At 71.5% G+C, this 25,063-nt stretch carries 19 protein-coding genes; 9 read left to right on the top strand and 10 right to left on the bottom strand.

Going from position 1 to position 25,063, the window contains the following annotated elements; translation table 11 throughout:
* The 3 genes from ACNAW0_RS01025 to ACNAW0_RS01035 all read right to left on the bottom strand — a co-directional run.
* Positions 1–301 (bottom strand): hypothetical protein (locus ACNAW0_RS01025; RefSeq protein WP_416285723.1); only part of this gene is annotated, 301 nt, incomplete at its 3' end.
* A gap of 150 nt (positions 302–451) precedes the next feature.
* Positions 452–697, bottom strand: a complete 246-nt coding sequence (locus ACNAW0_RS01030; RefSeq protein WP_416285858.1) for a hypothetical protein — start codon at positions 695–697, stop codon at positions 452–454.
* Between the two features lie 2 nt (positions 698–699).
* Positions 700–1,020 (bottom strand): hypothetical protein, encoded by a 321-nt coding sequence (locus ACNAW0_RS01035; RefSeq protein ID WP_416285724.1) that lies wholly within the window; start codon positions 1,018–1,020, stop codon positions 700–702.
* A 146-nt stretch (positions 1,021–1,166) separates the two neighbouring features.
* On the opposite strand from ACNAW0_RS01035, the gene ACNAW0_RS01040 reads away from it, so the two are divergent.
* On the top strand, positions 1,167–2,090 hold the full coding sequence (locus ACNAW0_RS01040) for a helix-turn-helix transcriptional regulator (RefSeq protein ID WP_416285725.1): 924 nt from the start codon (positions 1,167–1,169) through the stop codon (positions 2,088–2,090).
* 75 nt (positions 2,091–2,165) lie between these two features.
* Here the strand turns inward: ACNAW0_RS01040 and ACNAW0_RS01045 are convergent, their stop codons facing one another.
* Entirely contained in the window at positions 2,166–5,399 is a 3,234-nt protein-coding gene (locus ACNAW0_RS01045; protein ID WP_416285726.1) for a S8 family serine peptidase, read from the bottom strand.
* A gap of 160 nt (positions 5,400–5,559) precedes the next feature.
* Positions 5,560–6,720 carry a DNA recombination protein RmuC gene (locus ACNAW0_RS01050; protein WP_416285727.1) on the bottom strand — a complete coding sequence of 387 codons (1,161 nt, stop codon included), beginning with the start codon at positions 6,718–6,720 and terminating at the stop codon, positions 5,560–5,562.
* Positions 6,721–6,774: 54 nt separating this feature from the next.
* On the opposite strand from ACNAW0_RS01050, the gene ACNAW0_RS01055 reads away from it, so the two are divergent.
* Positions 6,775–7,623 (top strand): hypothetical protein, encoded by an 849-nt coding sequence (locus tag ACNAW0_RS01055; protein WP_416285728.1) that lies wholly within the window; start codon positions 6,775–6,777, stop codon positions 7,621–7,623.
* A gap of 52 nt (positions 7,624–7,675) precedes the next feature.
* Here the strand turns inward: ACNAW0_RS01055 and ACNAW0_RS01060 are convergent, their stop codons facing one another.
* Positions 7,676–9,202 carry a transposase gene (locus ACNAW0_RS01060; RefSeq protein ID WP_416285729.1) on the bottom strand — a complete coding sequence of 509 codons (1,527 nt, stop codon included), beginning with the start codon at positions 9,200–9,202 and terminating at the stop codon, positions 7,676–7,678.
* A 136-nt stretch (positions 9,203–9,338) separates the two neighbouring features.
* Complete coding sequence (gene ppc / locus ACNAW0_RS01065) at positions 9,339–12,125, bottom strand: phosphoenolpyruvate carboxylase (protein ID WP_416285730.1); 2,787 nt, start codon at positions 12,123–12,125, stop codon at positions 9,339–9,341.
* Between the two features lie 307 nt (positions 12,126–12,432).
* Here ppc and ACNAW0_RS01070 point away from each other — a divergent pair, with 307 nt between their 5' ends.
* The gene (locus tag ACNAW0_RS01070) at positions 12,433–13,473 is read left to right on the top strand and encodes a S66 family peptidase (protein ID WP_416285731.1); all 1,041 of its coding nucleotides are present in this window, start codon (positions 12,433–12,435) and stop codon (positions 13,471–13,473) included.
* Here the strand turns inward: ACNAW0_RS01070 and ACNAW0_RS01075 are convergent.
* Positions 13,467–13,691: a GntR family transcriptional regulator gene (locus ACNAW0_RS01075; RefSeq protein WP_416285732.1), complete on the bottom strand. Its 225-nt coding sequence runs from the start codon at positions 13,689–13,691 to the stop codon at positions 13,467–13,469. The genes ACNAW0_RS01070 and ACNAW0_RS01075 overlap by 7 nt on opposite strands.
* Before the next feature lie 205 nt (positions 13,692–13,896).
* Here ACNAW0_RS01075 and ACNAW0_RS01080 point away from each other — a divergent pair, with 205 nt between their 5' ends.
* From ACNAW0_RS01080 to ACNAW0_RS01100, 5 genes are all read left to right on the top strand, one after another.
* Positions 13,897–14,205, top strand: a complete 309-nt coding sequence (locus tag ACNAW0_RS01080) for a hypothetical protein (RefSeq protein WP_416285733.1) — start codon at positions 13,897–13,899, stop codon at positions 14,203–14,205.
* 315 nt (positions 14,206–14,520) lie between these two features.
* The gene (mfd, locus tag ACNAW0_RS01085) at positions 14,521–18,177 is read left to right on the top strand and encodes a transcription-repair coupling factor (protein WP_416285734.1); all 3,657 of its coding nucleotides are present in this window, start codon (positions 14,521–14,523) and stop codon (positions 18,175–18,177) included.
* Between the two features lie 110 nt (positions 18,178–18,287).
* Positions 18,288–19,088 (top strand): hypothetical protein, encoded by an 801-nt coding sequence (locus ACNAW0_RS01090; protein ID WP_416285735.1) that lies wholly within the window; start codon positions 18,288–18,290, stop codon positions 19,086–19,088.
* A gap of 2 nt (positions 19,089–19,090) precedes the next feature.
* Positions 19,091–20,098 (top strand): nucleoside triphosphate pyrophosphohydrolase, encoded by a 1,008-nt coding sequence (locus ACNAW0_RS01095; RefSeq protein ID WP_416285736.1) that lies wholly within the window; start codon positions 19,091–19,093, stop codon positions 20,096–20,098.
* A 107-nt stretch (positions 20,099–20,205) separates the two neighbouring features.
* Positions 20,206–21,825: a DUF885 domain-containing protein gene (locus ACNAW0_RS01100; RefSeq protein ID WP_416285737.1), complete on the top strand. Its 1,620-nt coding sequence runs from the start codon at positions 20,206–20,208 to the stop codon at positions 21,823–21,825.
* Positions 21,826–21,900: 75 nt separating this feature from the next.
* On the opposite strand, the gene ACNAW0_RS01105 is transcribed toward ACNAW0_RS01100, so the two are convergent.
* Both ACNAW0_RS01105 and ACNAW0_RS01110 read right to left on the bottom strand, forming a co-directional pair.
* Positions 21,901–22,827 (bottom strand): NAD(+) diphosphatase, encoded by a 927-nt coding sequence (locus ACNAW0_RS01105; RefSeq protein ID WP_416285738.1) that lies wholly within the window; start codon positions 22,825–22,827, stop codon positions 21,901–21,903.
* Positions 22,824–23,516: a hypothetical protein gene (locus tag ACNAW0_RS01110; protein WP_416285739.1), complete on the bottom strand. Its 693-nt coding sequence runs from the start codon at positions 23,514–23,516 to the stop codon at positions 22,824–22,826. Before ACNAW0_RS01110 ends, ACNAW0_RS01105 begins: the two co-directional genes overlap by 4 nt.
* A gap of 244 nt (positions 23,517–23,760) precedes the next feature.
* Between ACNAW0_RS01110 and eno the strand changes: the two genes are divergently transcribed.
* Positions 23,761–25,044 carry a phosphopyruvate hydratase gene (gene eno / locus ACNAW0_RS01115; protein WP_416285740.1) on the top strand — a complete coding sequence of 428 codons (1,284 nt, stop codon included), beginning with the start codon at positions 23,761–23,763 and terminating at the stop codon, positions 25,042–25,044.
* Positions 25,045–25,063: the final 19 nt, after the last annotated feature.

Here is a 25,063-nt window from a genome sequence, read left to right on the forward strand (position 1 = left end):
ACCCCCCCTCCGTCGGATCCTCGGGGATGAATTCCCCGCCCTCATCGATGTCCACCACTTCCTCCTCGCCGACCGGAAGCTGGACCGGGTCGTCGGCGAATGCCGGTGCCGCACCGAATCCCAGCAGGCCGATGGAAATGGCGCAGCTGGTGGCGAGCCTACCGAGATTGCGATTAATGGACATTCCAACCATCCTTCTTTTCGCGGATTGTTCTTTTCGCGGAGTGTTCGCTCCCTTGGAATAGAGCTTGCCGGTGCGACCCAGAGATGTCACTACCGTGCGGCTGGCAGCAAGCTGCATGGCACTTTGGTGTCAATGCGCGGTGCCGCGGAAAGGTGTGCCGAAAGGAAAAAGCGCCAGGTCGCGAAGATTCGCGACCTGGCGCCACTGGTGTCGGGAGCGGAAGTGCTCCGAGGGGTCGAACGGAAGACGTTGGCCTGGTCCGTCTGGTCAACGGTAGAAGGCCGGTAGTGCGCGGATGCGGTGTCCGACGGCCCGCGCCACTTCATCCGCGTCGAGCTGATTCTTGGTTAGCACGAACAAGGCGACCGAGATGTGTTCCGGCCCGGCCCGTACCCGGACGTGCTCGACCCGGTCCTGCTGGCGGATGTGCGCCCAGACCAGGTCTCGTAGCACTTCCTCGCCCGCTGACCGCAGGCGGTCGGGACAGTGAACCGCGAATGTCGCCATCCGCATGGTCACGCCCACTCGAAGCCGCCGTCGGAGCCCCCGCCGCTGGTCATGAAAATTGCCTGCCCGCTCGTGGTCCATTCGACATCATCGCCGACCGTCGAGCTCGCGCCAGCCGTGTACGCCAGCGGGCCAAACATAAGCACCGCGACAATGGCGGCAAGGAAGAAGATGCGCCTCGACATGACCACGAACTCCTCAATACCTTGAGTTGAAGGCGCTTTCCGGTGTCGCCCTGGCTTTTCGGCGGGATCGGCTGCGCCCTTTGAATAGAGCTTGCCGGGCAGTTCCATCCGCGTCACCACCTGATGGCTGGCATCAAGCTGCATGGCACTTTGATGCCACTGCGCCTCCCGCTCGGGGCCGGTCTTGCGTACCGACCGCCCGGCACAGATACTTCCTCCAACACGGGGTGGAGGTAGACGTGCTTGAATCATTGGGGCTGACAAATAGGGCTGAGCTGGTATATCGGACGATGCTCGCCCTGCCGAATCTGGGGGTGGCCGACCTCGCCGGCCATCTGGCGCTCGATGAGGCCCAGGTGCGGGCCGCGCTGGACGAACTCGCAGACCTTGCCCTGCTCCGGCCGTCATCGGTGCAGCCCGGCTCGATGCGGCCCGTGTCGCCTGAAGTTGGTCTCGCCGCGCTGCTCGCCCGCGCGGAAGCGGAGGTCGCCCAGCGACAGCGCCAGGTCGAGGCCACCCGCGTCGCCATCCAGTCCATCGCCGCCGAGCAGATGGCCGCCCGGATGCACGAGGGGGTTCGGCGGTACGAGGACATTGAGGCCGTCCGCTCCCGCCTGGAGGCGCTGGCCATCAGTGCCGAACGAGAATGCGTCTCGTTGAATCCCGGGACGGCGCAGACGCCGGACGGTAGGGAGTCGAGCAAGCCGCTCAACCAGCTCGCTCTCGAGCGGGGTGTGCAGATCCGCTGCGTCTACCAGGACAGCTACCGCAACGATCCGGGCGTCGTCGGGTATGCCCGCTGGTTGACCGGCCTGGGCGGCCAGGTCCGCACCACGCCGACCTTGCCCATGCTCATGGTGGTGGTCGACCAGCGCGTCGCGTTGTTGCCGCTCGACCCGGACGATTCGACTAAGGGAGCGGTGGAAGTCCTCGACGGCGGGGTCGTCGCCGCCATCTACGCGCTCTTCGAGCAGGTTTGGCGGAACGCCAACCCGCTGGGCGGGGTCAAACCGGTGAACGAACACGGTCTCGACTCGTTCGAGAAGGAACTGTTGCAGATCCTCGCCGCGGGCCATACCGACGAGGTGGCCGCTCGCAAGCTCGGGCTCTCCCTGCGGACCGTGCGGCGGATCACCGCCGCCCTCATGGAACGTCTGCAGGCCCGGAGCCGCTTTGAGGCCGGCGTGCGCGCGGCTCAGTGCGGCTGGCTGTAACGCCCGCCTGCGCCTGATGAGGCAGGAGGCCCGCCCCCACACCGGGGACGGGCCTCCTGCTTCCTCGCGGAATCGTCAGCCGACGTTCCGCACCACCACGTCACCGCTGCCGATCAGCAGGTTCGTGTCGGTCCGGACCTGCACCGTGCCGTAGAGCACCCGGCCGTTGGCCGGACCCACCTTCGCGGTCACCGAGCCGGGTACCGTCCACGAGCTGCCGCTGGGGCGCGGCGCGTTCGCGTCGGTCACCGCGACGGTGCCGAAGGCCGGGTTGGTGAAGACGTCGACGTAGTTGTAGCTGGTCGAGCCGGTGGGCACCGAGTAGCCGTCGACGCGTACCTTCCAGGCGCCCGGCGCCGGGTCGTTGATGGTTACCGACTCCTCGGAGCCGCCGCCCGCGCTGCGTCCGGCCTCCACGCAGGTCCCGGACGTGCAGTTGAGCACGTACAGGTCCAGGTCGGCGGCCGGGTCGGCGGTGCCACCGATGGTGGCCCGCAGCTGGGTCGAACCCGGGGTCACCGTCAGGTCGTACTCCTGCACGGCGCGGTTGCCGATGGTGAACGGACCCTGCCGGGCGCTGCCCAGCGTGCCGCCGACCGCCCGGCCGGTGAACCCGCCGAGCGTGCTCTTCAGCGAGTACGACCGGGCCACCGGCACGCCGCCCGCGACGGTGTCGAGCACGTCCGGGTTCGGGGAGACCGTCGCGCCGAGGACCGAGGCGGTCAGCGTGAACTTGGTCCACTCCGCGTCCGAGGTACGCCGGGCGTCCACCGTGATCTCCCAGACCCCCGGGAGGGGGTTGGCGGTCGTCCGGCTGTTCGGCGAGCCGGTGGCGCAGGGCACGGTGGGCGGGGTGACGGGCGCGGGCGGGCTGAAGCAGGAGGTCGACGCGTTGTCGTCGATTCCCACGCCGTACGGGTGGAAGCGCAGGAAGCGCGCCTGCCCGGTGCCCGGCTCACCGGACGGCCCGGTGAAGTCCACCTTCAGCGCCGGCGTGCCGGCCGGCACCTGGAAGTAGTAGCGCAGCGCCTGGTTACGCCCGACCTTGCCGTTGATCGTCACCTGGAAGTCGTCCGCCGCCGCGAAGGTGTACGGGGCGACCACCACGTTCATCGTCTGGTAGTCGACGCCGGTGGTCGCCGGGTCGTCCAGCCGCAGGATCGCCGAGTGCGCGCCCGGGGTCGCCGGGTTGATCGCCACGGTCACCTCGACCGGCTTGTTCAGCGGCAGGGCCACCGACGAGTCGGACGAGAAGGTGCCGTCGTTGCCCACCCACGACAGGTCGTAGGTGATCGGCTTCGACCCGCCGGTGGTGCGGGTGAAGGTGTAGGTGCGGGTGTACTTCCGGCCCACCGTGACGCCCTCACGGTCGTGGATGCCGACGCCGACACCGGGGGTGGCGAGGTAGCCGGCGAGCACCGTGTTCACCGGCACCGACGAGTTGATGCCGACGGTCTGGATGTTCTTGCGCAGCAGTTCGTACGCCGCCTTGACGTCGACCAGGCCGGTGCCCTGCTCGAACGCCCCGATGCCGTCGAGGAACCGGGCCGAGGACATCATGGCCTGTCGGATCTGGTCCGGCTTGCGCTGGAAGCCCTCCGCCTTGGCGGCGCTGACCAGCAGCGCGCCGGCACCCGCGGCCTGCGGCGAGGCCATCGAGGTGCCGTTGAGCATGGAGTAGCCCGGCGGCAGCGGGTAGGTGCCGGCGACGGGCCCGCCCTGCTGCCAGGTCGGGGTGCTGGAGATGGCCGAACCGGGGGCGACGATGTTGGGCTTGAAGCCGCCGTCCTCGCGCGGCCCACGGGAGCTGTAGTAGTGCAGGTTGTCCCGGTTCGACGAGCTGGTGCCGTAGTTGGCCTGCCAGGTGGCATCGGTGATGTACGAGCCGACGCTCATCACCTTCTCGGCCACGGACGGGTCGCCGACGGTGTTGGTGCCCGGCCCGCTGTTCCCGGCCGAGATGAACATCTGCACCTTGTACTGCTCGATGAGGCGGTTGTAGAGCAGCGCGCGGGTGTTGTTGCCGTCGTTGAGCGACGGTAGGCCGCCGATCGACATGTTGATGACGTCCACGTTCGCCTGCTTGGCGGCGTAGATCATGCCCTCGATGAGGGCGTGCGCGGTGCAGCCGCTGACGAACATGCAGACCCGTACGGAGACCAGCTTGGCGCCCGGGGCGACGCCGGTCATCTTGCCGCCGAACAGCCCGTTGCCGGACGTGATGCCGGCGACGTGCGTGCCGTGCTGGCCGGAGACGATGCCGATGTTGACGAACTTGTTCTTGCCGTCGATCTGCACGACGAACGGCATGGCCTCGACGATCGGGGTCGCCGGGTTGTCGGTGCCGAAGGTGCCGACGTCGTGGCGGACCTTGTAGTCGGTCATCGGGGTCTCGTCGGCGAACGAGCCGTCCTGGTTGGTGTCGACCCAGACGGTCTTGTCGCCGTCCCACAGGACGCCGAAGAGCCCGCTGCTGCCGGCCCGGTTGCCGTCGCGGTTGACGTCGTTGCCCACCTCGCCGCCGAGGTTCTTGGCCCGCTCGTTGAAGACGCCGAAGCGGTAGGAGCCCGCGCGCGGCGCGGTCCAGGCACGACCGTCGACGGTGAAGCTGCCGCCGGAGACCTTGGTCGTCATGCTGATCCAGGTCGGGTCGCCGTCCGCCGTCGGGGACGTCGCGGTGACCCAGTCGATGATCTTGCGCTCGCCGGTCGTGGTGGTCTGCAGCGCCGGGTGCGCCAGGTCGACGCCGGTGTCGATGATGCCGATGGTGGCGCCGCGCCCGTCGAGCGCGGGGTGCTCGGCGACGAACTGCGCCGCGTTCATGTCCTGGATCGGCATGTACGGGTTGGCGGCGGGGGTGCCCGCGCCGGGCGCGGGCTGGGGGGCCGGCGACTCGCTGCCGTCCGGACGCGGGTCGGGCACGGCGAGCGTCGCGTCGATCTCCACCGTCTGCACGCCGCTCAGCCCGGCGATGCGGTCGGCCCGGTCGGTGGCCACGCTGGCGCGCAGGTAGCCGAGGCTGTCGTCGCGGTAGTCGACGCTCGCGCCGAGCGCCGCGAGACGGTCGGCGACGGCGCTGGCCTGGCCGTCCTGTGCGCCGACCAGAACGTCGACGGTCTGCTGGCCCTTGACCTTCGCCTGAGCCAGTCGGTCCTGGTCGGTCGGGCTCCACCCGGCCTTGGGGATGTCGGGGGTGGACTCGGCGAGGGCCGGGGTGCCGGCGGACGCCAGAGTCAGGGCGCCGGCCGTGAGGGCGGACGCGACGAACCCGGCCGAGGCGCGCCGGATCCAGCTTGGGGGTTTATTCACGTTCTCTTCCTCCGATGAGAGAAAGGCGCCCGGAGGGGTACAGGGCGAGTAGGAAGAGATCTTTTATGGGGTGATCGGGGGCTGTCACTAGCGCGAGGTCTGTTGTGACCTGCTCGTGATGTGACCGACGGGTGTTGTAACAAAGGCGCGACCACTCGCGCTACAGCGGCGGCGACGTGTCGCCTCCGGTCAGCTCCGGCGCCTGCGGCTGCCTCGGTGCCAGCTCCACCTGGGCCGGTGCCGGCAGCTCCTGGTCGGAGACGCCCAGCTCGGCCAGCTTGCGCGCGCTGACCAGCACCCGCGCCTCCAACGAGCCGACCGCCCGGTTGTACGCGGTCACCGCCCCGCCCAGCGACGTGCCCAGCTTGCCGACGTGGTCGCCCAGGGTGGACAGTCGCCCGTACAGCTCGCGGGCCAGCGCGTGCACGGTGGCGGCGTTGCGGGCCAGCGCCTCCTGCCGCCACGAGTAGGCGACCGTGCGCAGCAGCGCCACCAGGGTGGCCGGCGTGGCCAGCACCACGTTGCGGGCGAAGGCGTGCTCCAACAGCGCCGGGTCGCGCTGCAACGCCACGTCGAGGAACGGATCGGCCGGCACGAAGAGCACCACGAACTCGGGGGTCTGGTCGAACGCGGCCCAGTAGGACTTGGCGGCCAGGCCGTCCACGTGTGCCCGCAGGTGCCGCGCGTGCGCGTCGAGGTGGGTGTCCCGCCCTCGCTCGTCGCGCGCCTCCATCGCGGTCAGGTACGCGTCGAAGGGCGCCTTGGCGTCGACCACCACCGTCCGCCCGCCGTGCAGCCGGACCACCAGGTCGGGGCGTACCCCCTGGTGGTCGGTGGCGGCGGTGACCTGCTCGTTGAAGTCGCAGTGCTCCAGCATGCCGGCCGCCTCGACGATGCGACGGAGCTGGTGCTCGCCCCAGCGGCCGCGGACCTGTGGGGCGCGCAGCGCGGCTACGAGCTGCTTGGTCTCGGTGCGCAGCTCCCCGGAGACCGTGCTCATCGCGCGCACCTGCTCGCGCAGCTCGGCGTACGCCTCGACCCGGTCGCGTTCCAGCTCGGCGACGCGCTGCTCGTAGCGCCGGAGAGTGTCGTGCAGCGGCGCCACCGCCCGCGCGACGGCCTCCTGGGACTGGGCGGTCGCCTCGTAGCTGAGCGCCCGCATCGACTGTTCCAGCCGCCCCTCGCCCTCCCTGGTGGCGGCGAGCGTGGCCTCCAGCCGGGCGACCTCGGCCGCCGACCGGGCCCGGGCGGCCAGCCAGCCCACCGCGCCACCCGCGGCGAGACAGATGATCACCACGGCCAGCGTTGCGAAGCTCGTCACCCTCCGAAGCTTGCCAAATGGGTGCGACGTGATCCCCGTAGGTACCTTCGAGTCATGAAAGCTGCGCTGTGCCTCGTTCTGGTGCTGATGCTCGGAGGTGCGTTCGTGTTCTGGCGATGGGGGAGCAGGTCCCGGCGGGCCACGGAACTGGGCGACGCCCGGGCCGAGGCGCAGCGCTGGTACGAGCGACTCGGCGGGCAGTTGATGAACCTGCACGGTGACGCCCCGGCGGTACGCCAGGCGCTGGCCGACGCGGGGGAGCGGTACAACGCGGCCGGCTCCCAGCTGGAGCAGGCGCGAACCCAGCACCAGTTCGCGCTGGCCCGGGAGACCGCGCTGGAGGGGCTGGCGTACATCCGGGCGGCGCGGACCGCGATGGGCATCGACCCGGGGCCGGAGCTGCCGCCGTTGGCCGCCGCCCGGGGCGCCGGGATGCTCACCAAGGAGCGCGAGGTCAACGTGCAGGGGCAGACCTACCGGGCCGGGCCGCAGCCGGGCAACAGCACGCCGTACTACTACCCCGGCGGCGCCTGGCAGGGGCGGCAGGTGCCGGCCGGCTGGTACTCGACGCCGTGGTGGAAGACCGCGCTCGGCGCGGGCGCCGGCGTGCTCGGCGGCATGCTCATCGCCGACGCGCTCTTCTCGCCCGCCTTCGCCGACCCGGGCTACGGCTACGAGGCCGGCTACCAGGAGGGCTTCCAGGACGGCTTCGGCGGCGGCCAGGACTCCGGCGACCACGGCGGCAACGACTTCTCCGGCGATCAGTTCACCGGCGATCAGGGCGACTACTCCGGCGGCGGTGACTCCGGCGGCGGTGACTACGGCGGCGGTGATTTCGGCGGCTTCGGTGACTTCGGTGGGGGCGACTTCGGCGGCGGGGACTTCGGCGGCGGCGACTGGTGACCGACCGGCGGCGGCGTTAAGAGCCTGTCGCACAACTTTCGATCTTCAGCTGTCAAATGGTCTTCCGTCTGGCGTCGTGGCGAAAGATCTTGTTCAGGTTGTGCACGACGCCGAGCAGTTTGATCTCGGCGTCGACGTCGCTGGTGCCGCGGTGGTGCAGGCGGCGTCCGAACCGTTGGAACAGCTGGGCGAAGCCGGGTTCGACGAGGGCGCCGCGGCGGGCGTAGAGCTGCTTGCCTTCGGTGGATGCCAGGCGGGCGGCCATGTCGCGGTGGCCGGCGGGGACGTCCTGGCTGGGGGGCGTGGGGGCCATGGTCTGGTCGTACTCGTTGGTGATTGACACGAGCAGCGGGAGATCGGCCAGGGCAGTGAAGTTCGCGGTGCTGGCGTATCCGCTGTCGGCCAGCCACGCCGCGGCGTCGCTGCTCAGCCCTGCGGTCGCGCAGTTGTGCTGGACACGTCTGATGACCGGAATCAGGGCGGTGGTGTCGGACGGATTGTCGTGCAGCTCGATCGCGAGGAGGATCTGGTTGCGGGAGCAGGCGATCTGCACGTTGTAGCCCTGCACGTAGCCGCCGTGCTTGCCGAGCATGAGCCGCGACGCCGGGTCGGTGAGTGACGCCCTGGCCGCCGCGGACGGGATCGGCCGTGGGTTGAGCGCACGGTGCAGCCCGGCCTGCGCCCTGGCCAGCCGGGTCTGCTGCCGGATGACCTTGGTCTTGGCCTCGATACTGACCGGCGGGCGCCCGACAGCGCGCCGCCGTCCCGCGGCCTGGTCCTGCAGGCTTCGGCGGGCGTAGTCGGCCAGCCGTTGCTGCTGGGCGGCAGTGACCTCGGCGAGGCGTTGGGCGGCCCTGGCCACCATCCGCTCGGCGGCCTCAACCTTGATCCGGATCTCGCCGGCTGAGGGCAGCGCGCGTTCATGCAGCTTGTCCCGGGCCATCCGGGCTCGCGCCAGGCGGTCGCCGAGCCGGGACAGCCGCCGCAGGCAGCTGCCGGCGGCGGTGTGCTGGGTGCTGCCTGCGGCGGCTGCTGAGTCGTCCATGGCGCCCGTCAACTGGTCAATCTCGGCTTCGCCATCGGCGATCATGGTCTCCAGGGAGTGGAGGCTGCGGTTGGTGGAGCGGGCGGCGGCCGCCTGCATCGGTGAGCCGTCCACCGCCACCGCGGACAGGTCCACCAGCCCACGCTGGGCGCATAGCGCCAGGACCTGCACGAACAGCGCCTTCATGCCTTCGCGGTGACGGCGCAGGAAACGCGCGACGGTGGAATGGTCGATGTGCTGGTTGCCGGTGATGATCCGGCAGCCCACATCGTCGAGGCAGGCCGCCTCGATCCTGCGGGACGAGCGCACGCCCTTGCAGTAGCAGTACAGCACCAAGCTCAGCAACACCTGCGGTGGATACGCCGCCCCGCCCTGGCCATCGGCGCGGTAGCCCCGCAGGAACCTCGACAGGTCGAGCTCACCGACGACCTTCAGGACCTGCCAGCACAGATGCTGCGGCGGCAGCCACCCACGCAGGTCATGCCGCGGCAACGCCGAGTCGTCCGGGCTGCAGGAGATGAAGTTGTACGCCACGCACAAAATGATCGTCCACTATGGGCGAATCGCAGCAACAACTCTTGACAGCTGAAGATCGAAAGTTGTGCGACAGGCTCTTAACAGGGGCCCCCTGCTATGCGAAATGCGTTAACAGGGGGCCCTTTCTTGCACCTCAGCCGGTGTTGCGCATGCCGGCGGCGATGCCGTTGACCGTGGTCAGCAGCGCCCGCTCCAGCGCCGTACCGTCGTTCGGGGCGCGGCGGCCGCCCGGCGCGGTGGCCACCGAGCGGCCGGCGGCGCCGGAGTCCCGGTACTGGCGTAGCAGCGCCACCTGGAGGTGGTGCAGCGGCTCCAGGTAGGTGTCCCGCACCGCCAGGGTGCGCTGGAGGACGGGCGAGCCGTCCAGCAGGGCCGGCGAGGCGGTGACGGCCAGCACCTCCTGCTTGGTCAGCTCGTACTCCTGCCGGATCTTGTCGAAGATCGGGTGCAGCTTCTTCGGGACCAGCGTCTCCACGTACCGGTGGGCGATGTTCAGGTCGGTCTTGGTCAGCATCATCTCCACGTTCGACAGGAACGTGCGGAAGAAGTGCCAGTTGCGGTGCATCTCGGCGAGCACGTCCTCCAGGCCGGCGGCCCGCGCGGCGGCCAGCCCGGACCCCACGCCGAACCAGCCGGGGACGATCTGCCGGGTCTGGGTCCAGCCGAACACCCACGGGATGGCCCGCAGGCCGGCCAGGCCGGCGCCGGTGTTCGGTCGCTTGGCCGGCCGGGAGCCGATGTTCAGCGCCCCGAGCAACTCGGTGGGCGTGGAGGCCCAGAAGTACGCCGGCAGGTCCGGGTCCTCGACCAGCGACCGGTACGACCGGAACGCCGCGTCGGAGATCAGCTCCATCGTGGCGTTCCAGCGTTCGAGCATCTCGTCCGGCTGACGGGGCGCGGTGTGCAGCAGCGTCGCCTGGAGCACCGCGGCCACGGTCAGCTCCAGGTTCTCCCGGGCCAGCGCCGGCAGCGTGTACTTGTCGGAGATGACCTCGCCCTGCTCGGTCACCTTGATCGCGCCGTCCAGGGTGCCGTACGGCTGGGCCAGGATCGCGTCGTGGGTGGGGCCGCCGCCCCGACCCACCGTGCCGCCCCGGCCGTGGAAGAGCCGCAGGTGTACGCCGTGCCGGGCGGCCACGTCGCGCAGCGCGCGCTGCGCCCGGTGGATCGACCACTGGCTGGTGGTGATGCCGGCCTCCTTGTTGGAGTCGGAGTAGCCCAGCATCACTTCCTGCACGTCACCGCGGGCCGCGACGAGCGCCCGGTACGCCGGCAGCGACAGCAGCTCGTCCAGCAGCTCGCCGCCGGCGTTCAGCTCGGCCGGGGTCTCCAGCAGCGGCACGAAGCCGATCCGGGCCCGCCCGCTGTGCACGTCGACCAGGCCGGCCTCGCGGGCCAGCACCACCGCGGCGAGCACGTCGTCCACGCCGAGGGTCATCGAGACGATGTACGACTCGATCACCTCGGTGCCGAACCGGTCCTGCGCCTCGCGGATCGCCCCGAACACGTCGAACGTCTTCCGTGCGGACTCGGTGAGCGGCGTGTCCAGGGTGGAGAGCGGGCGGCGGCCGGTCAGCTCGTCGGCGAGCAGTTTGGTGCGCTCCAGCCGGCTCAGCGACGGGTAGTCGGACACCTCGCCGACCGCCGCGTAGAGCTGGGCGAGGACCGCGTGGTGCGCCTCGGCGTGCTCGCGGACGTCCAAGGTCGCCAGGTGCAGCCCGAACGCGGAAACCGTACGGATCGTCGAGGCGAGCCGGCCCACCGCGGTCAGCTGCCCGGAGTTGCGGGCCAGCGAGGCGCGCAGCAGCTCCAGGTCGGCGATCAGCTCGGCCGAGCCCCGGTAGTCGCGCCCCGGCACGTGCGCGGTGCCGGTGCGTAGCCGCTCCCGGGTGTTGGCCAGCTTCGCCTTCACGCATCGCGCCTTGAGCCGGTAGGGCTCCTCGGCGTTGACCCGGCGGAACCGGGGCGCCACCTCGGGCAGCGCGTCCAGGTCGGTGGCGAGGCTGGCGGAGAGGTCCAGCGAGACCGCGCGCAGCCGGCGGGAGACGGAGACCTCGCTGATGAGCACGTCCATCGCCTTCTCGGTGGCCTCGATGCCGTGCTCGTGCTGGATCCGCAGCACCTCACGGGTGACCGCGGGGGTGACGAACGGATTGCCGTCCCGGTCGCCGCCGATCCAGGTGCCGAAGGTCAGCGGGCGGGCGGTCGGTGAGGTCTCCACGCCCAGGGTGCGCAGCGTGTCGGCGAGGTCGTCGAGGACCTGCGGGGCGGCCTCGGCGTACAGGTCGCGCAGGTAGTAGATGGCGTTGCGGGCCTCGTCGGTCGGGTCGGGCCGGTCCAGCCGCAGTTCGTCGGTCTGCCACATCAGGTCCAGCAGCTCGGCCAGGCGCCGGTTGGCCGGGCCCTCGTCGCTGGCTCCGTAGAGGATGGCGTTGGCGGTCTCGGCGTCCAACTCGTCGGCGATGGCGCGCAGCTTGGACAGGATCGAGCGGCGGGCCGCCTCGGTCGGGTGGGCGGTGAAGACGGGGCGTATCGCGAGCCGGCGGGCCACCGAGGCGGTCTCCTCGGCGGGGACCCCACGCTCGGCGATCATCTTGGCGGCCTGGTCCAGCCAGCCGCCGTGCACCGCCCGGCGGCGGCGCAGCTCGCGCGCCCGGTGCACCTGCTCGGTGATGTTGGCCAGGTGGAAGTAGGTGGAGAAGGCGCGGGCCAGCTTCGTGCCGGTGGTGACATCGAGGCCGGCGAGGCGCTGCGCGGCGCCGGGGGCGTCGGAGCGGACCTGCGCGCGGATCTCCTCGACCAGGTCGAGGAGCGGCCGGCCCTCCTGGCGGGCGAGGGTCTGCCCGAGCAGGGTGCCGAGGCGGCGGATGTCGGCTCGCAGCGCGGCGTCGGGGCCGTCGTGGTCGTGCTTGTCGGTCACGGGTGCGCTCCTTACGAGAGTACGAAGGACAGCGCTGTCCGACTCCCTGGATCGTATCCATGTCCGGCACGATGGCAGGAGGGGGATCAGGAGGGGGATCACGTGATGATCTGCACTCTGGGCGAGCGCGCCGCGTACCGGAGGCTCCCGTCCCTGCTCGCCCACGTGGCCAGCCTACGGCGGTGCTTCGCCCGGGTTGTACGGTTTCGTCGCCCAATCCGGCAGCGGGTGCCAGGCTGGCGGTCACCTGATCGAGGTCGGGCAGACGGTCGAATAACCCGGTGGCGGGGGCCGATAGCGTCGGGGCATGACGTCCCTGCGCTATCCCGCCAAGCCGAAGCCAGGCGACCGGGTCGCCGTGGTCTCCCCGTCCGCCGGGCTGCCGGGCCTCTTTCCGCACGTGTACGAGCTGGGGCTGCGCCGGCTGCACGAGGAGTTCAGGCTGGAGCCGGTGGAGTATCCGACCACCGTGCAGATGGGCGCCGACCCGCGGGACCGGGCGCGGGACCTGACCGCTGCCTTCGCCGACCCGACCATCACCGCCGTGCTTGCCACCGTCGGCGGAGACGACCTGATCACCGTCACCCCGCATCTGGACGACGAGGTGCTGCGGGCCAACCCGAAGCCCTACTACGGCTACTCGGACAACACCAACATCCTCAACCACCTGTACCGGCTGGGGATGGTGGCGTACCACGGCGGATCGGTGCTGGTGCACCTCGGCCGGCCAGGCAAGCCGCACCCGCTCACCTTCGACTCGCTGCGGGCCGCCCTCTTCACCTCCGGCTGGTACGACCTCACCCCGGCCCCGGACTGGGGTGACCAGCCGAACGACTGGCGGGACCCGTCCACGCTGGCGTACGAGCCGGAGATGCTCCCCGGCGAGGGCTGGCGGTGGCACGGGCCGGAGACCGTGGTGCAGGGCCGCACCTGGGGTGGCTGCCTGGAGATCCTGCACTGGCTGATGGCCGCCGACCGGGTGCCGTCGGTGGCGGAGCTGGCCGGATCGGTGCTGGTCTTCGAGACCTCGAACGAGCTGCCCACCGCCCAGGAGGTCTTCCGCATCGTGCGCAACATGGGGGAACGCGGGCTGCTGGCTGCCTTCCCGGCGATCGTGGTCGGCCGCCCGAAGGCATGGGACTTCGACCAGCCGCACACGCCTGAGCAGCGGCGGGCATGGGGCGAGGCGCAGCGGGAGGCGATCACCCGAGCACTCGCCGACTACGCCGACGGCCCGGTGGTGGTGTTCGATGTCGACCTCGGCCACACCGACCCGCAGCTGATCATCCCGTACGGCGGAGAGATCCGGGTCGACGCCGTTGAGCGCCGCATCAGCGTGCGCTACTGACCGCCCTGCTCCCGCACGAACACGCCCTCGCCCTGCCTGCCCTCGATCAGCCCTTCGGCCTTCAGGATCAGCAGTGCGGTGCGGACTGAGCCGTAGGAGACGCCGTACATCTCGATCAGCCCCTGCGTCGTGGGTAGCTGATCACCTGGCTTCAGCGTCCCGGCCTGGATCTGGCTGCGGATGGCGGACGCCACCTGCTCGTACTTGGGTGTGCTCACGGTGTCTCCCTGGCTCGCAGGGCCAAGTAGATCACCAGAAAACGACAGCGTCTATAACGTCGACACTGTCGACAATGTCGACTAGCGGCGATAGGCTGTGCCTGCTTGCCCTGGCTCGCAACCGGGTGAGCGCTATCAATAGGGCGGCCCGGGGTGGAGGTGGCACTCCGCTCCCCGGGCCTTGACCGGGAAGGACCCCCGGCCCATGAGTAACCTATCGAACGCTGCCCACCCGCCGTGGTGCCTGCGCGGCCCGGACTGTGCCGGGTCGAACGACCTGCACCTGTCCCGCCTCATCGGCGCGGCTGTGCGAGGCGACGAGGTGATCCAGGTCGGGATTGGCCTGTGGCGGATGGACGTCGGTCCGACCCCGCCGTCCGGCCTGTTGCTGGAACTCTCCGCCGGATCGGACGTCGATCGTTGGCCGATCGATCTGGCCCAGTCCCGAGCGTTGGCCCACCTGTCCCAACGGCTGGTACGCCAGCTCGATCCGGGCTCGGTCCGGGCGGCCTGATCGCTCGGTGGCTCGATGGTCAACTCCAGTTGATCTTGAGGGGGGTGACTCAGCTCGACCAGCCGTCTGGCCATGCTGACACCCGACCACGGACCGGCCGGACTGGTCAAGATCCGCACAACTTCCGGGAGGTTGCTGCCTGCTACGAGCCGGAGGCAGCAGTTTCGGTGAAGTTGCGTGGTTCCCAGGGCGGCGGGCGTAACGGCGGAGAGCGAGGGAAGATCAGTGGGCGGGGATAGGCTGGAGGGCGTGCACCCCCCGTCCGGCTGGACGAGGGGTTGTCGCCGTGTGCCGACCTCCTGGATGTGATCACAGATGCTCACCGGACTCTTCTCCGCCGCCCTGGCCGACCCCGGGCTGGCCCGGGCGCGTGACCTGGCGCGCTCCGGTGCCGCGCAGGTCGACGGCCTCGACATCACCGCCCCGGCCGCGTTGCGTCCGTTCGCCGTCGCCGCCGTCGCGGCCGACGAGCCGGACGGCGGCGCGGGCCGCCCCGTGCTCGCGGTGACGGCGACCACCCGGGAGGCCGACGACCTCGCCTCCGCGCTGGGCAGCCTGCTGCCGCCGGAGCGGGTGGCCGTCTTCCCGTCCTGGGAGACGCTGCCGCACGAGCGGCTGTCGCCCCGTTCCGACACCGTCGGGCGGCGGCTGGCCGTGCTGCGCCGGCTCGCCCACCCCGGGTCGGCCGACGCGCACGGGCGCACCGGGGCGCTGCGGGTGGTCGTGGCGCCCGTCCGGTCGCTGCTCCAGCCGCAGCTCAAGGGGCTCGGCGACCTGGAGCCGGTGCAGCTCGCCGCCGGCGACGAGGCGGACCTGGAAGAGGTGGCCCGGCGGCTCACCGACATGGCGTACGCCCGGGTCGACCTGGTCACCAAGCGGGGCGAGTACGCCGTACGCGGCGGCATCCTCGACGTCTTCCCGCCCACCGACGAGCACCCGTCCCGGGTCGAGTTCTGGGGCGACGAGGTGGAGGAGATCCGTACCTTCGCCGTCGCCGACCAGCGCACCATCGAGCAGGTCGCCCAGCTCTGGGCGCCGCCCTGCCGCGAGCTGCTGCTCACTCCCGCGGTGCGTAAGCGGGCCGCCGCGCTCGCCGAGGAGCACCCGGAGCTGGCCGAGATCCTCGACAAGCTGGCCGAGGGCATCCCGGTCGAGGGCATGGAGTCGCTCGCCCCGGCCCTGATCGGTGCCGACTCGATGGAGCTGCTGCTGGACTGCCTGCCGGGCGGCACCCACGTGCTGCTCTGCGACCCGGAGCGGATCCGCACCCGGGCGCACGATCTGGTGCGTACCTCGGAGGAGTTCCTCCAGGCCAGCTGGGCGGCGGCCGCCGTCGGGGGCCAAGCCCCGGTCGACCTCGGCGCCGCCGCCTTCCGGACCCTGGCCGACGTACGCACGGCAGCCCGCGCCCTGGGCCAACCCTGGTGGACCCTCGCGCCGTTCGGCCTGGCCGAGGCGGAGGCCACGCCGGCCCGGCAGCCGTGGGAGGACGAGCCGTCCGAGGTCGACGTCACCCCGGACGACGCGATCGCGCTGACCCTGGCCGCCCAGCCCGCCCCGCTCTACCACGGCGAGACCGCCCGGCTGGTCGACGACCTCAAGCGATGGGCCGGCGAGGGCTGGTCGATCGCGCTGGTCTTCGAGGGGCACGGCCCCGCCCAGCGGGCCGTCGAGGTGCTCCGCGACGCCGGCCTCGGCGCCCGGTTCACCGAGGAGGTGCCGGCCGCGCCCGCCTCCGGCGAGCTGCTGGTCTCCTGCGGCTGCCTGACCGCCGGCTTCGTCGACGAGGCGTCCCGGTTCGTGGTGCTCACCGGCGACGACGTGACCGGTGGCCGGGGCACCTCCACCCGGGACATGCGCAAGATGCCCAGCCGGCGGCGCAACACCATCGACCCGCTTGAGCTGAAGGCGGGCGACCACGTGGTGCACGAGCAGCACGGCATCGGCCGGTACGTCGAGCTGGTGCAGCGCACCGTCAACGGCGCCAGCCGGGAATACCTGGTCATCGAGTACGCCCCGAGCAAGCGCGGCCAGCCCGGCGACCGGCTCTTCGTCCCCACCGACCAGCTCGACCAGCTCTCCCGGTACGTCGGCGGCGAGCAGCCCACCCTGCACAAGATGGGCGGCTCGGACTGGCAGAAGTCCAAGGCGCGGGCCCGCAAGGCGGTCCGCGAGATCGCCGCTCAGCTCATCCAGCTCTACGCCGCCCGCAAGGCGTCCAAGGGGCACTCGTTCGCACCGGACAGTCCTTGGCAGCGGGAGCTGGAGGACGCCTTCCCCTGGCAGGAGACGCCGGATCAGCTCGCCGCGATCGAAGAGGTCAAGCGGGACATGGAGCAGACCGTCCCGATGGACCGCCTCATCTGCGGCGACGTCGGGTACGGCAAGACCGAGATCGCGGTCCGCGCCGCCTTCAAGGCGGTGCAGGACGGCAAGCAGGTGGCCGTCCTGGTGCCCACCACCCTGCTCGTGCAGCAGCACTACAACACCTTCGCCGAGCGGATGAGCCAGTTCCCGATCACCATCCGGCAGCTCTCCCGGTTCCAGACGCCGAAGGAGGCCGAGCAGGCCCTGGCGATGGTCGGCGACGGCACCGCTGACATCGTCATCGGCACCCATCGGCTGCTCCAGGCGGCCACCCGGTTCAAGCAGCTGGGGCTGGTCATCATCGACGAGGAGCAGCGCTTCGGCGTCGAGCACAAGGAGCACCTGAAGACCCTGCGCGCCTCGGTCGACGTGCTGGCCATGTCGGCCACCCCGATCCCGCGCACCCTGGAGATGGCGATCACCGGCATCCGGGAGATGTCCACCATCGCCACCCCGCCGGAGGAGCGGCACCCGGTGCTCACCGCCGTCGGGGCGTACGACGAGCGGCAGGTGGCCGCCGCGATTCACCGCGAGCTGCTCCGCGACGGTCAGGTGTTCTACCTGCACAACCGGGTCGAGTCGATCGAGCGGGCGGCCCGCCGGCTCCGCGAGCTGGTGCCCGAGGCCCGGGTCGCGGTGGCGCACGGCCAGATGGGTGAGGAAGCGCTCGAGAAGGTGATGGTCGGCTTCTGGGAGAAGGAGTTCGACGTCCTGGTCTGCACCACGATCGTGGAGTCCGGCATCGACATCCCGAACGCCAACACCCTGATCGTGGAGCGGGCCGACCTGCTCGGTCTGGCCCAGCTGCACCAGATCCGGGGCCGGGTCGGCCGGGGCCGGGAGCGGGCGTACGCGTACTTCCTCTACCCGTCCGACCGGCCGCTGACGGAGAACGCGCACGAGCGGCTGGCCACCATCGCCCAGCACACCGAGTTGGGCGCCGGCATGTACGTGGCGATGAAGGACCTGGAGATCCGGGGCGCGGGCAACCTGCTCGGCGGCGAGCAGTCCGGCCACATCGAGGGCGTCGGCTTCGACCTGTACGTCCGGATGGTCGGCGAGGCGGTCTCCGCCTTCAAGGGCGAGCAGCCGGAGGAAGAGACCGAGGTCAAGGTGGATCTTCCGGTCGACGCGCACCTGCCGCACGACTACGTCGCGGTGGAGCGGCTGCGGCTGGAGATGTACCGCAAGCTCGCCGAGGCTCGTGACGAGGAGCGGCTGCGCGAGGTGGTCGCCGAGATGACCGACCGCTACGGCGAGCCGCCCGCGCCGGTGCAGAACCTGGTCGCGGTGGCCCGGTTCCGGCTGCTGGCCCGGCGGTACGGCCTCACCGACGTCTCGATGCAGGGCAAGCACCTCCGGTTCGGCCCGCTGCCGTTGCCCGACTCGAAGCAGCTGCGGCTCAAGCGGTACCACCCTGACTCGGTCTACAAGCAGGCGCTCGACCAGGTCAGCGTGCCCCGGCCGAGCACCCGCCGGGTCGGCGGCGAGCCGCTGCGCGACCAGGCGCTGCTGGAGTGGTGCGCCCAGCTCCTCTCCGACGTCCTCGGCGAGCCCGAGGAGCTGGCCGGTTTTGCCAGCCCCGCAGTGGCGAGCGAAAGGTGATGCGGCGAGCCCACGCCGGCTCAGCCGGCTGGGGCCGGTGCGCGGTGAGCCGCGCCCGAGCGGGGTGGGCGGCGTCACAGCAGCGTGGCGGGCATGAGAGAGTGGCCGTCATGCGTGCTCGCCGTCTCATCGCCGCCGCCAGCGTCGCGGCCCTCGCTGTGCTCTCCCTCGCCGCCTGCGGCCGGTCCGCCCCGACCGTCGCCGCGTACGTGGGGGACACCGCGTACTCGATCGACCGGGTCAACGCCATCCGCAAGGAGGCCGCGACGGTGTACGCCGAGCAGGTGGACGCGGCCGAGAAGCAGGGCCAGCAGGTGCCCCCGGAGCAGCGCCAGCTGGACCTGGACGGGCAGGACGTGGTCAACCTGCTGGTCGGCCTCGACCTGGGCAAGCGGATCGTCGCCGCGAAGCAGGTCCAGGTGGGCAACCAGGTCAGCGTCGACGCGATCGGCCAGATGCGCCACGTGCCGGACACCGAGTACGCGAAGCTCGCCGCCGAGTGGTACAACATCTTCCTCGCGCTCGGCGGGGCGCTGCCGTCGACGGAGCTGACGGACGTCGACCGTGGCGCGCTCTACGACGCGCTGGTGAAGGCGAACGTGGCCCCAGCCGGCTGGTCCGCCGACGAACAGCGTCAGGTTTTCGCTGACCCCAACATCGCCAGCCAGGCGACGGCGGTGGTGGCCCTGAGTGAGGTGCTGCGGGGCGAGGTGGCCCGGCAGGACGTCCGGATCAACCCGCGCTACCCGACGCTGGCCGTCCCGGCCGTGCTCCAGCTGCAGGCCCCCACCTTCTACGACCTCCCGTACGTGGACGGCACCGGCCCGGTCACCGACATCTCCACCCCTGAGCCGAAGACCACCGACGAGACGGACGACACCGCGTCCACCGCCCCGGGCACCGCCTCCTGAGCATGACCGCTCGGATCGTCCTGCTGGTCACCTCGCCGCGGCTGCCGGCCGGCCTGCTCACCGCGGCCGCCTGGGACGTCGTACGCGCAGCGCCTGTGCTGGCCGGCGCGGAGAGCGGGTTGACCTCGGTGGTCCGGGCGGCAGGTGCCGGGGTGACCGTGGTGGCCGAGGGTGCCACCCAGGCGTTGCTCGACGCGGTTGCGGCGCACGGCACGGCGGTCTGGCTGGCCGGGCCGACCGGCGACGAGGCCCTCGCTCGGGAGCTGGGGCTGCGGCTGGCCCGCGAGCCGGGCCTGGCCGAGCTGGAGCTGATGTACGGCTCGTGGGACCCGCCGGGCGCCCGGCTGCTCGACGCGGTCGAGGTGATGGACCGGCTCGCCTCCCCCGGCGGTGACCCGTGGAAGCGGGCGCAGACGCACCGCAGCCTCGCCGGCTTCCTGCTCGAGGAGTGCTACGAGGCGTACGACGCGATCAGCGCCGACGACACCGACGCGCTTCGCGAGGAGCTGGGCGACGTGCTGCTCCAGGTGCTGCTGCACGCCCGGCTCGCCGAGGAACTGCCCGACGGCAAGAGCTGGACCGTCGACGACGTGGCCGGCGGCCTGGTCGACAAGATGGTCCGGCGTAACCCGCACGTCTTCGCAGGGGCCGAGGCCGCCACGATCGAGGAGATCGAGGCGAACTGGGAGCGGATCAAGCGGGCCGAGAAGACCCGCGAGTCGGTGCTGGACGGTATCGCGATGAGCCAACCCGCGCTGGCCCTGGCGGCGAAGATCCTGGACCGGGCCGGCCGGATCGGACTGGCGGTGCCGCCCCCGCTGACGGAGTCCCAGGTGGATCCGGAGGCGAGACTCGGCGCCAGCCTCCTGGCCACCGTCGCCGCCGCCCGCCAGGCCGGCATCGATCCCGAGGCGGCTCTCCGCCGCACCGCGCTGGCCTACGCGGACGCCGTCCGCGCTGCCGAACGCGCCTCCCACCCGCCCCACCCCACCCCCACCCAAGCGAGTTGATCAAGGAGTTTGCGCCGGAGAACGCGCTCCGACTGACGCAAACTCATTGATCGACGAGAACGTCGGCATCGACGAGAACGTCGGGGAAGGTCGGTAGGGTCGTCCGTATGGACGCGTTTGTGGTGGTGGCGGAGCGGATCGTCGAGGCGTTGCTGGAGAGCCGGCCCGGGCTGGCCACCTCGGCCGGGGACCACCGGTACGACGACCGGCTGCCCGACCTCTCCGCCGGTGCCCTCGCGGCCGACCAGGCGATGCTGCGCGACGCGGCCGACGCGCTCTCCGAGATCGACCCGGGCTCACTCGACGTCGAGGAGCGGGTCGACCACGCGCTGCTCAGCAGCATGGTCGACCAGGGGCTGTTCGAGCTGACCGAGATCCGCGCCCACGAGTGGGACCCGCTGCGGCACAACCCGGGTCCGCTGCTGCACGCCGTGCTGGCCCGCCCGTACGCGCCCGTCGAGGAGCGGCTGACCCACCTGGCCGGGCGGCTGGCGGCCGTACCCGACGCCCTGGCGACCGCGCGCGCGATGCTGCGCGACATGCCGCGGATCCACGCGGAGACGGCGGTCGGGCAGTTCACCGGTGCGGCGGCGCTGATCCGCGACGAGCTGCCGGGGCCGCTCGCCGAGGCGCCGGCGCTGCTCGACCGGGTGGAACCGGCGGCGACCGCCGCGATCGCGGCGCTGGAGGAGTTCGTGGCCTGGCTGCGGCTCGGGCTGGCCGCCGACGCCGGCCCGGGGCGCGACCCCCGGTTGGGCCGGCGGCGTTGGGAGGCGCGGCTCTGGCACACGCTGGACACCGAGCTGAGCGCCGCCGAGGTCCAGCGCCGTGCCTGGAACAACCTCGACCGGGTCACCGCGGAGATCCGGGAGGCGGCCGTGGAGCTGGTCGGCGGCCCGGCCGACGACGCGACGGTACGTCGGGCGTTGGATCTGCTCGCCGCCGAGCATCCCGACGATGCCACCATCGTGGACCTGGCCTCGGTCACGCTGGACGAGGCGACCGACTTCGTCCGCGCGCACGACCTGATCACCCTGGTCGACGACCCGTGCGTGATCCAGGAGATGCCGGAGTTCGCCCGGGGCGTGGCGGTGGCCTACTGCGACTCGCCGGGCCCGCTGGAGACGGCGAACGTGCCGACCTTCTACTGCATCGCGCCCGCCCCGGCCGACTGGCCGGCGCAGCGGGTCGAGTCGTTCTACCGCGAGTACAACGACCACATGATCCGCAACCTGACTGTGCACGAGGCGATGCCCGGTCACTTCCTCCAGCTCGCCCACGCCCGCCGGTACGGCGGGCCGACCCGGGTCCGGCCGCTCACCGAGTCGGGGGTGTTCGTCGAGGGCTGGGCCGTCTACACCGAGGAGCTGATGGCCGGCCTCGGGTTCGGCGGGCTTCCGGTCCGGCTCCAGCAGCTCAAGATGCAGCTCCGGATGACCATCAACGCGCTGCTCGACCAGCTCGTGCACTGCGAGGGGATGCCCGAGGCGGAGGCGATGGCGCTGATGACCGGGCGCGGCTTCCAGGAGGAGGGCGAGGCGGCCGGCAAGTGGCGGCGGGCGCTGCTCACCTCCACCCAGCTCTCCACCTACTTCGTCGGGTACAGCGAGATGGCCGACATCGCCCGCGCCCGCCCCGACGGCGTGTCGGTGCGCGAGTGGCACGACGCGATGCTGGCACACGACTGCCCGCCCCCGCGCCACCTGCGTACCCTGCTGGGGGTGTAAGGAAGGGCCCCCTGTTAACGCCTCCGGTAGAGCAGGGGCCCCTTGTTAACACCTGGGCCGGGCGTCCGCGCTGGTTCAGCGCCGCGCGCGGGCGGCGACGGCGTCGACCAGCCAGCGCGAGATGGAGTACGCCGGCGGCAGCTCCGACGGCAGCGCGTCCACCGGGAACCAGCGCGCCTCGGTCAGCTCCGTCGGGTCGATCACCGGCTCGGCGTCCGGGTCGGTGACGGTGGCGGTGAAGCCGGCGAGCAGGGTGCCCGGGCCGGACATCGCCCAGGGCTGGCTGTCGACGTAGACGGGCCGCCCGATGGTCAGCCCGACTTCCTCGGCGATCTCCCGGTGCGCGGCCGACTCCAGCGACTCGCCCGCCTCGACGAACCCGGCCACCAGCGCCCACAGCTGCGTCGGCCCGTACGCGTGCCGGACCAGCAGCAGTTCGTCGGCGCCGCCGGCCCGGCCGGGGCGGGTGATCGCCACCAGCACCGCTACGGAGAGCGGCACGAACACGGTCAGGCCGCAGTCGGGGCAGCGCCGGGCGGTCTCGCCCGGCCAGTCGGTCAGCTCGGCCCGGCACGCCCCGCACCAGCGGTGCGTACGCCGCCAGGTGACCACCGCGAGGGCCCGCCCGGCGAGGGCGGCCAGCGGTTCCGGCAGCTCGGTGGCGATGCCCTGCCAGCCGCGCCAGCGCCCGGGCAGCGCCTCCGCGTCGGCCACCTCGGCCGCCCAGGCCGGCGTCCCGTCGAGCGTCCCGAGCGGCACCCACCGGAGGTCGGCGGGCAGCCCGCCGATCCGGGGGAAGTGCCCGTCCGGCCCGGCCAGCAGCTTGCGCCCGGCCACCGGCAGGGCCAGGTCGTCGGGCGCGGGCGGCCGGCTCCGGTCGGCACCGGGGACGAACCCACCCCGGTCCGCCGCGGCCGGACCGCCCAGGCGGTCGGGGGCGGCGCCGCCCGCTGCGGCCGGAGCGCCGGTCCCGGCGGGGGCGTCCGCGGGCCGCCCGGTCACGAGGTCGCCGGGCGGCGATCCACCACGTCGGCCCCGGCCGGCACGTCGAAGGCGGACGCCTCGACCGTGTCGGTGTACCGGCTCAGCGCAATGTCCGCCGGCTTGCCGTCCAGGGTCCCGGTGAAGCTGGCCAGCACCCCCTCGGTCGTGACGCAGGCGGTGAAGCGCTCCCCGGCGCGGGTGACGTCGACGCAGGTGGCGTGGTGCCCGCCCAGGGTGGTGTCGGTCTGCTCGATGTCCGCCTCGCGGTCGAGGGCGGCGTCGGTCAGCAGCCGGATCACCGCCGGCGGGGTGACCAGGCCGTACTTGCGGGCCTCGGTGTAGACCACGACCGACGGCTTCCCGGCGGTCGGCAACGGTGGCGACACCACGCAGGAGGTACGTCCTCCGCTTTTCTCGCAGTGCGTCACCGCCTGCTGGGACACCGTGATCTTGCCGTCCGGCCAGGTGTACGCGGACTGGAGCGGCTTCATCGTCTGGGCGACAGAGGCGGTTCGGCCGCCCGGCAGTTGGTAGTCGGCGGCCCAGGTCTGCTCCAGGGCCCGGTCCATCCGGGCGGCAAGGTCGTTGACCAGGTCGGCCCGCCCGAGCGCGCCCCCGGCGTCGTCGAGGGCCTGACAGCCGGTGACCGTGAGCGACGCGATGACCGAGGCGGCGAGCACGCGGAGAGTCGTCGAGGCGGCGGGCATGTCACCCAGCCTCGTCGATCGGGGCAACCTCTCGCAAACCCGATGCCGGTTGAGGTCAGAGATTCCGGGAATGTCCGTCTCGTCTGCGGCGCGGAAAGGGGGATCCGCGCCGGGCACTGTTCCTCCCGTCAGCCAACCCTGGGCCGGCCCGGCCCGGAAGGGCGATACGCTGCGTGCAACACCTGCCTCAGCCGCACCGTCGCGGCCCATACCGGACCGGAACACACAAACGAGGAGCGACTCAGTGGCAACCATCGAGGGAATCGTCGCCCGGGAGATCCTGGACTCGCGGGGCAACCCGACGGTCGAGGTCGAGGTCGGGCTCGACGACGGCACGATCGCCCGCGCCGCGGTGCCGTCCGGCGCCTCCACCGGCGCCTTCGAGGCGATCGAGCTGCGCGACGGTGACCAGGACCGCTACCAGGGCAAGGGTGTCGAGAAGGCGGTCACCAACATCGAGGACAAGATCGTCGACGAGCTGATCGGCTACGAGGCCAGCGAGCAGCGGCTGATCGACCAGAAGATGCTCGACCTCGACGGCACCGACAACAAGGCCGAGCTGGGCGCCAATGCGATCCTCGGCGTCTCGCTGGCGGTGGCGAAGGCCGCCGCGGGCAGTGCCGAGCTGAGCCTCTTCCGCTACCTGGGCGGCCCGAACGCGCACCTGCTGCCGGTGCCGATGATGAACATCCTCAACGGTGGCGCGCACGCCGACTCGAACGTCGACATCCAGGAGTTCATGATCGCGCCGATCGGCGCGCCCACCTTCCGTGACGCGCTGCGCTCCGGTGCCGAGGTCTACCACGCGCTGAAATCGGTGCTGAAGAAGAAGGACCTGTCGACCGGTCTCGGCGACGAGGGCGGCTTCGCCCCGAACCTGCCGACCAACGCCGCCGCGCTCGACCTGATCGCCGAGGCGGTGGAGAAGGCCGGCTACCGGCTCGGCACCGACATCGTCTTCGCCCTCGACGTGGCCGCCACCGAGTTCTTCGAGAACGGCACCTACACCTTCGAGGGCAGCGCGAAGACCGCCGAGGAGATGAGCAACTACTACACCAAGCTCGTCGGCGACTACCCGATCGTGTCCATCGAGGACCCGCTGTCGGAGGACGACTGGAGCGGCTGGGCCACCCTGACCGCGGCGCTCGGCGACCGGATCCAGATCGTCGGCGACGACCTGTTCGTCACCAACCCGCAGCGCATCGCCCGGGGCATCACCGAGAAGGCCGCCAACGCGGTGCTGGTCAAGGTCAACCAGATCGGTTCGCTCACCGAGACCCTGGACGCGGTGGACCTGGCCCACCGGGCCGGCTTCAAGTGCATGATGAGCCACCGCTCCGGCGAGACCGAGGACACCACCATCGCCGACCTGGCCGTCGCCCTCGGCTGCGGCCAGATCAAGACCGGCGCCCCGGCCCGGTCCGACCGGGTGGCCAAGTACAACCAGCTCCTGCGGATCGAGGAGGAGTTGGCCGACGCGGCGCGGTATGCCGGCGCGGGCGCGTTCCCGCGCTACCGTTCGGCCTGAGCCGCAAGCTCCGGGGGAG

It is taken from the genome of Micromonospora sp. SL1-18, from assembly GCF_047921505.1.
GTDB lineage: Bacteria > Actinomycetota > Actinomycetes > Mycobacteriales > Micromonosporaceae > Micromonospora.

Excerpts from the sequence above, each read along its gene's own strand:
- ACNAW0_RS01030 (WP_416285858.1), bottom strand. The coding sequence starts at position 697 with ATGCGGATGGCGACATTCGCGGTTCACTGTCCCGACCGCCTGCGGTCA.
- ACNAW0_RS01035 (WP_416285724.1), bottom strand. The coding sequence starts at position 1,020 with ATGCAGCTTGATGCCAGCCATCAGGTGGTGACGCGGATGGAACTGCCC.
- ACNAW0_RS01040 (WP_416285725.1), top strand. The coding sequence starts at position 1,167 with ATGCTCGCCCTGCCGAATCTGGGGGTGGCCGACCTCGCCGGCCATCTG.
- ACNAW0_RS01055 (WP_416285728.1), top strand. The coding sequence starts at position 6,775 with ATGAAAGCTGCGCTGTGCCTCGTTCTGGTGCTGATGCTCGGAGGTGCG.
- ACNAW0_RS01070 (WP_416285731.1), top strand. The coding sequence starts at position 12,433 with ATGACGTCCCTGCGCTATCCCGCCAAGCCGAAGCCAGGCGACCGGGTC.
- ACNAW0_RS01080 (WP_416285733.1), top strand. The coding sequence starts at position 13,897 with ATGAGTAACCTATCGAACGCTGCCCACCCGCCGTGGTGCCTGCGCGGC.
- mfd (WP_416285734.1), top strand. The coding sequence starts at position 14,521 with ATGCTCACCGGACTCTTCTCCGCCGCCCTGGCCGACCCCGGGCTGGCC.
- ACNAW0_RS01090 (WP_416285735.1), top strand. The coding sequence starts at position 18,288 with ATGCGTGCTCGCCGTCTCATCGCCGCCGCCAGCGTCGCGGCCCTCGCT.
- ACNAW0_RS01095 (WP_416285736.1), top strand. The coding sequence starts at position 19,091 with ATGACCGCTCGGATCGTCCTGCTGGTCACCTCGCCGCGGCTGCCGGCC.
- ACNAW0_RS01100 (WP_416285737.1), top strand. The coding sequence starts at position 20,206 with ATGGACGCGTTTGTGGTGGTGGCGGAGCGGATCGTCGAGGCGTTGCTG.
- ACNAW0_RS01110 (WP_416285739.1), bottom strand. The coding sequence starts at position 23,516 with ATGCCCGCCGCCTCGACGACTCTCCGCGTGCTCGCCGCCTCGGTCATC.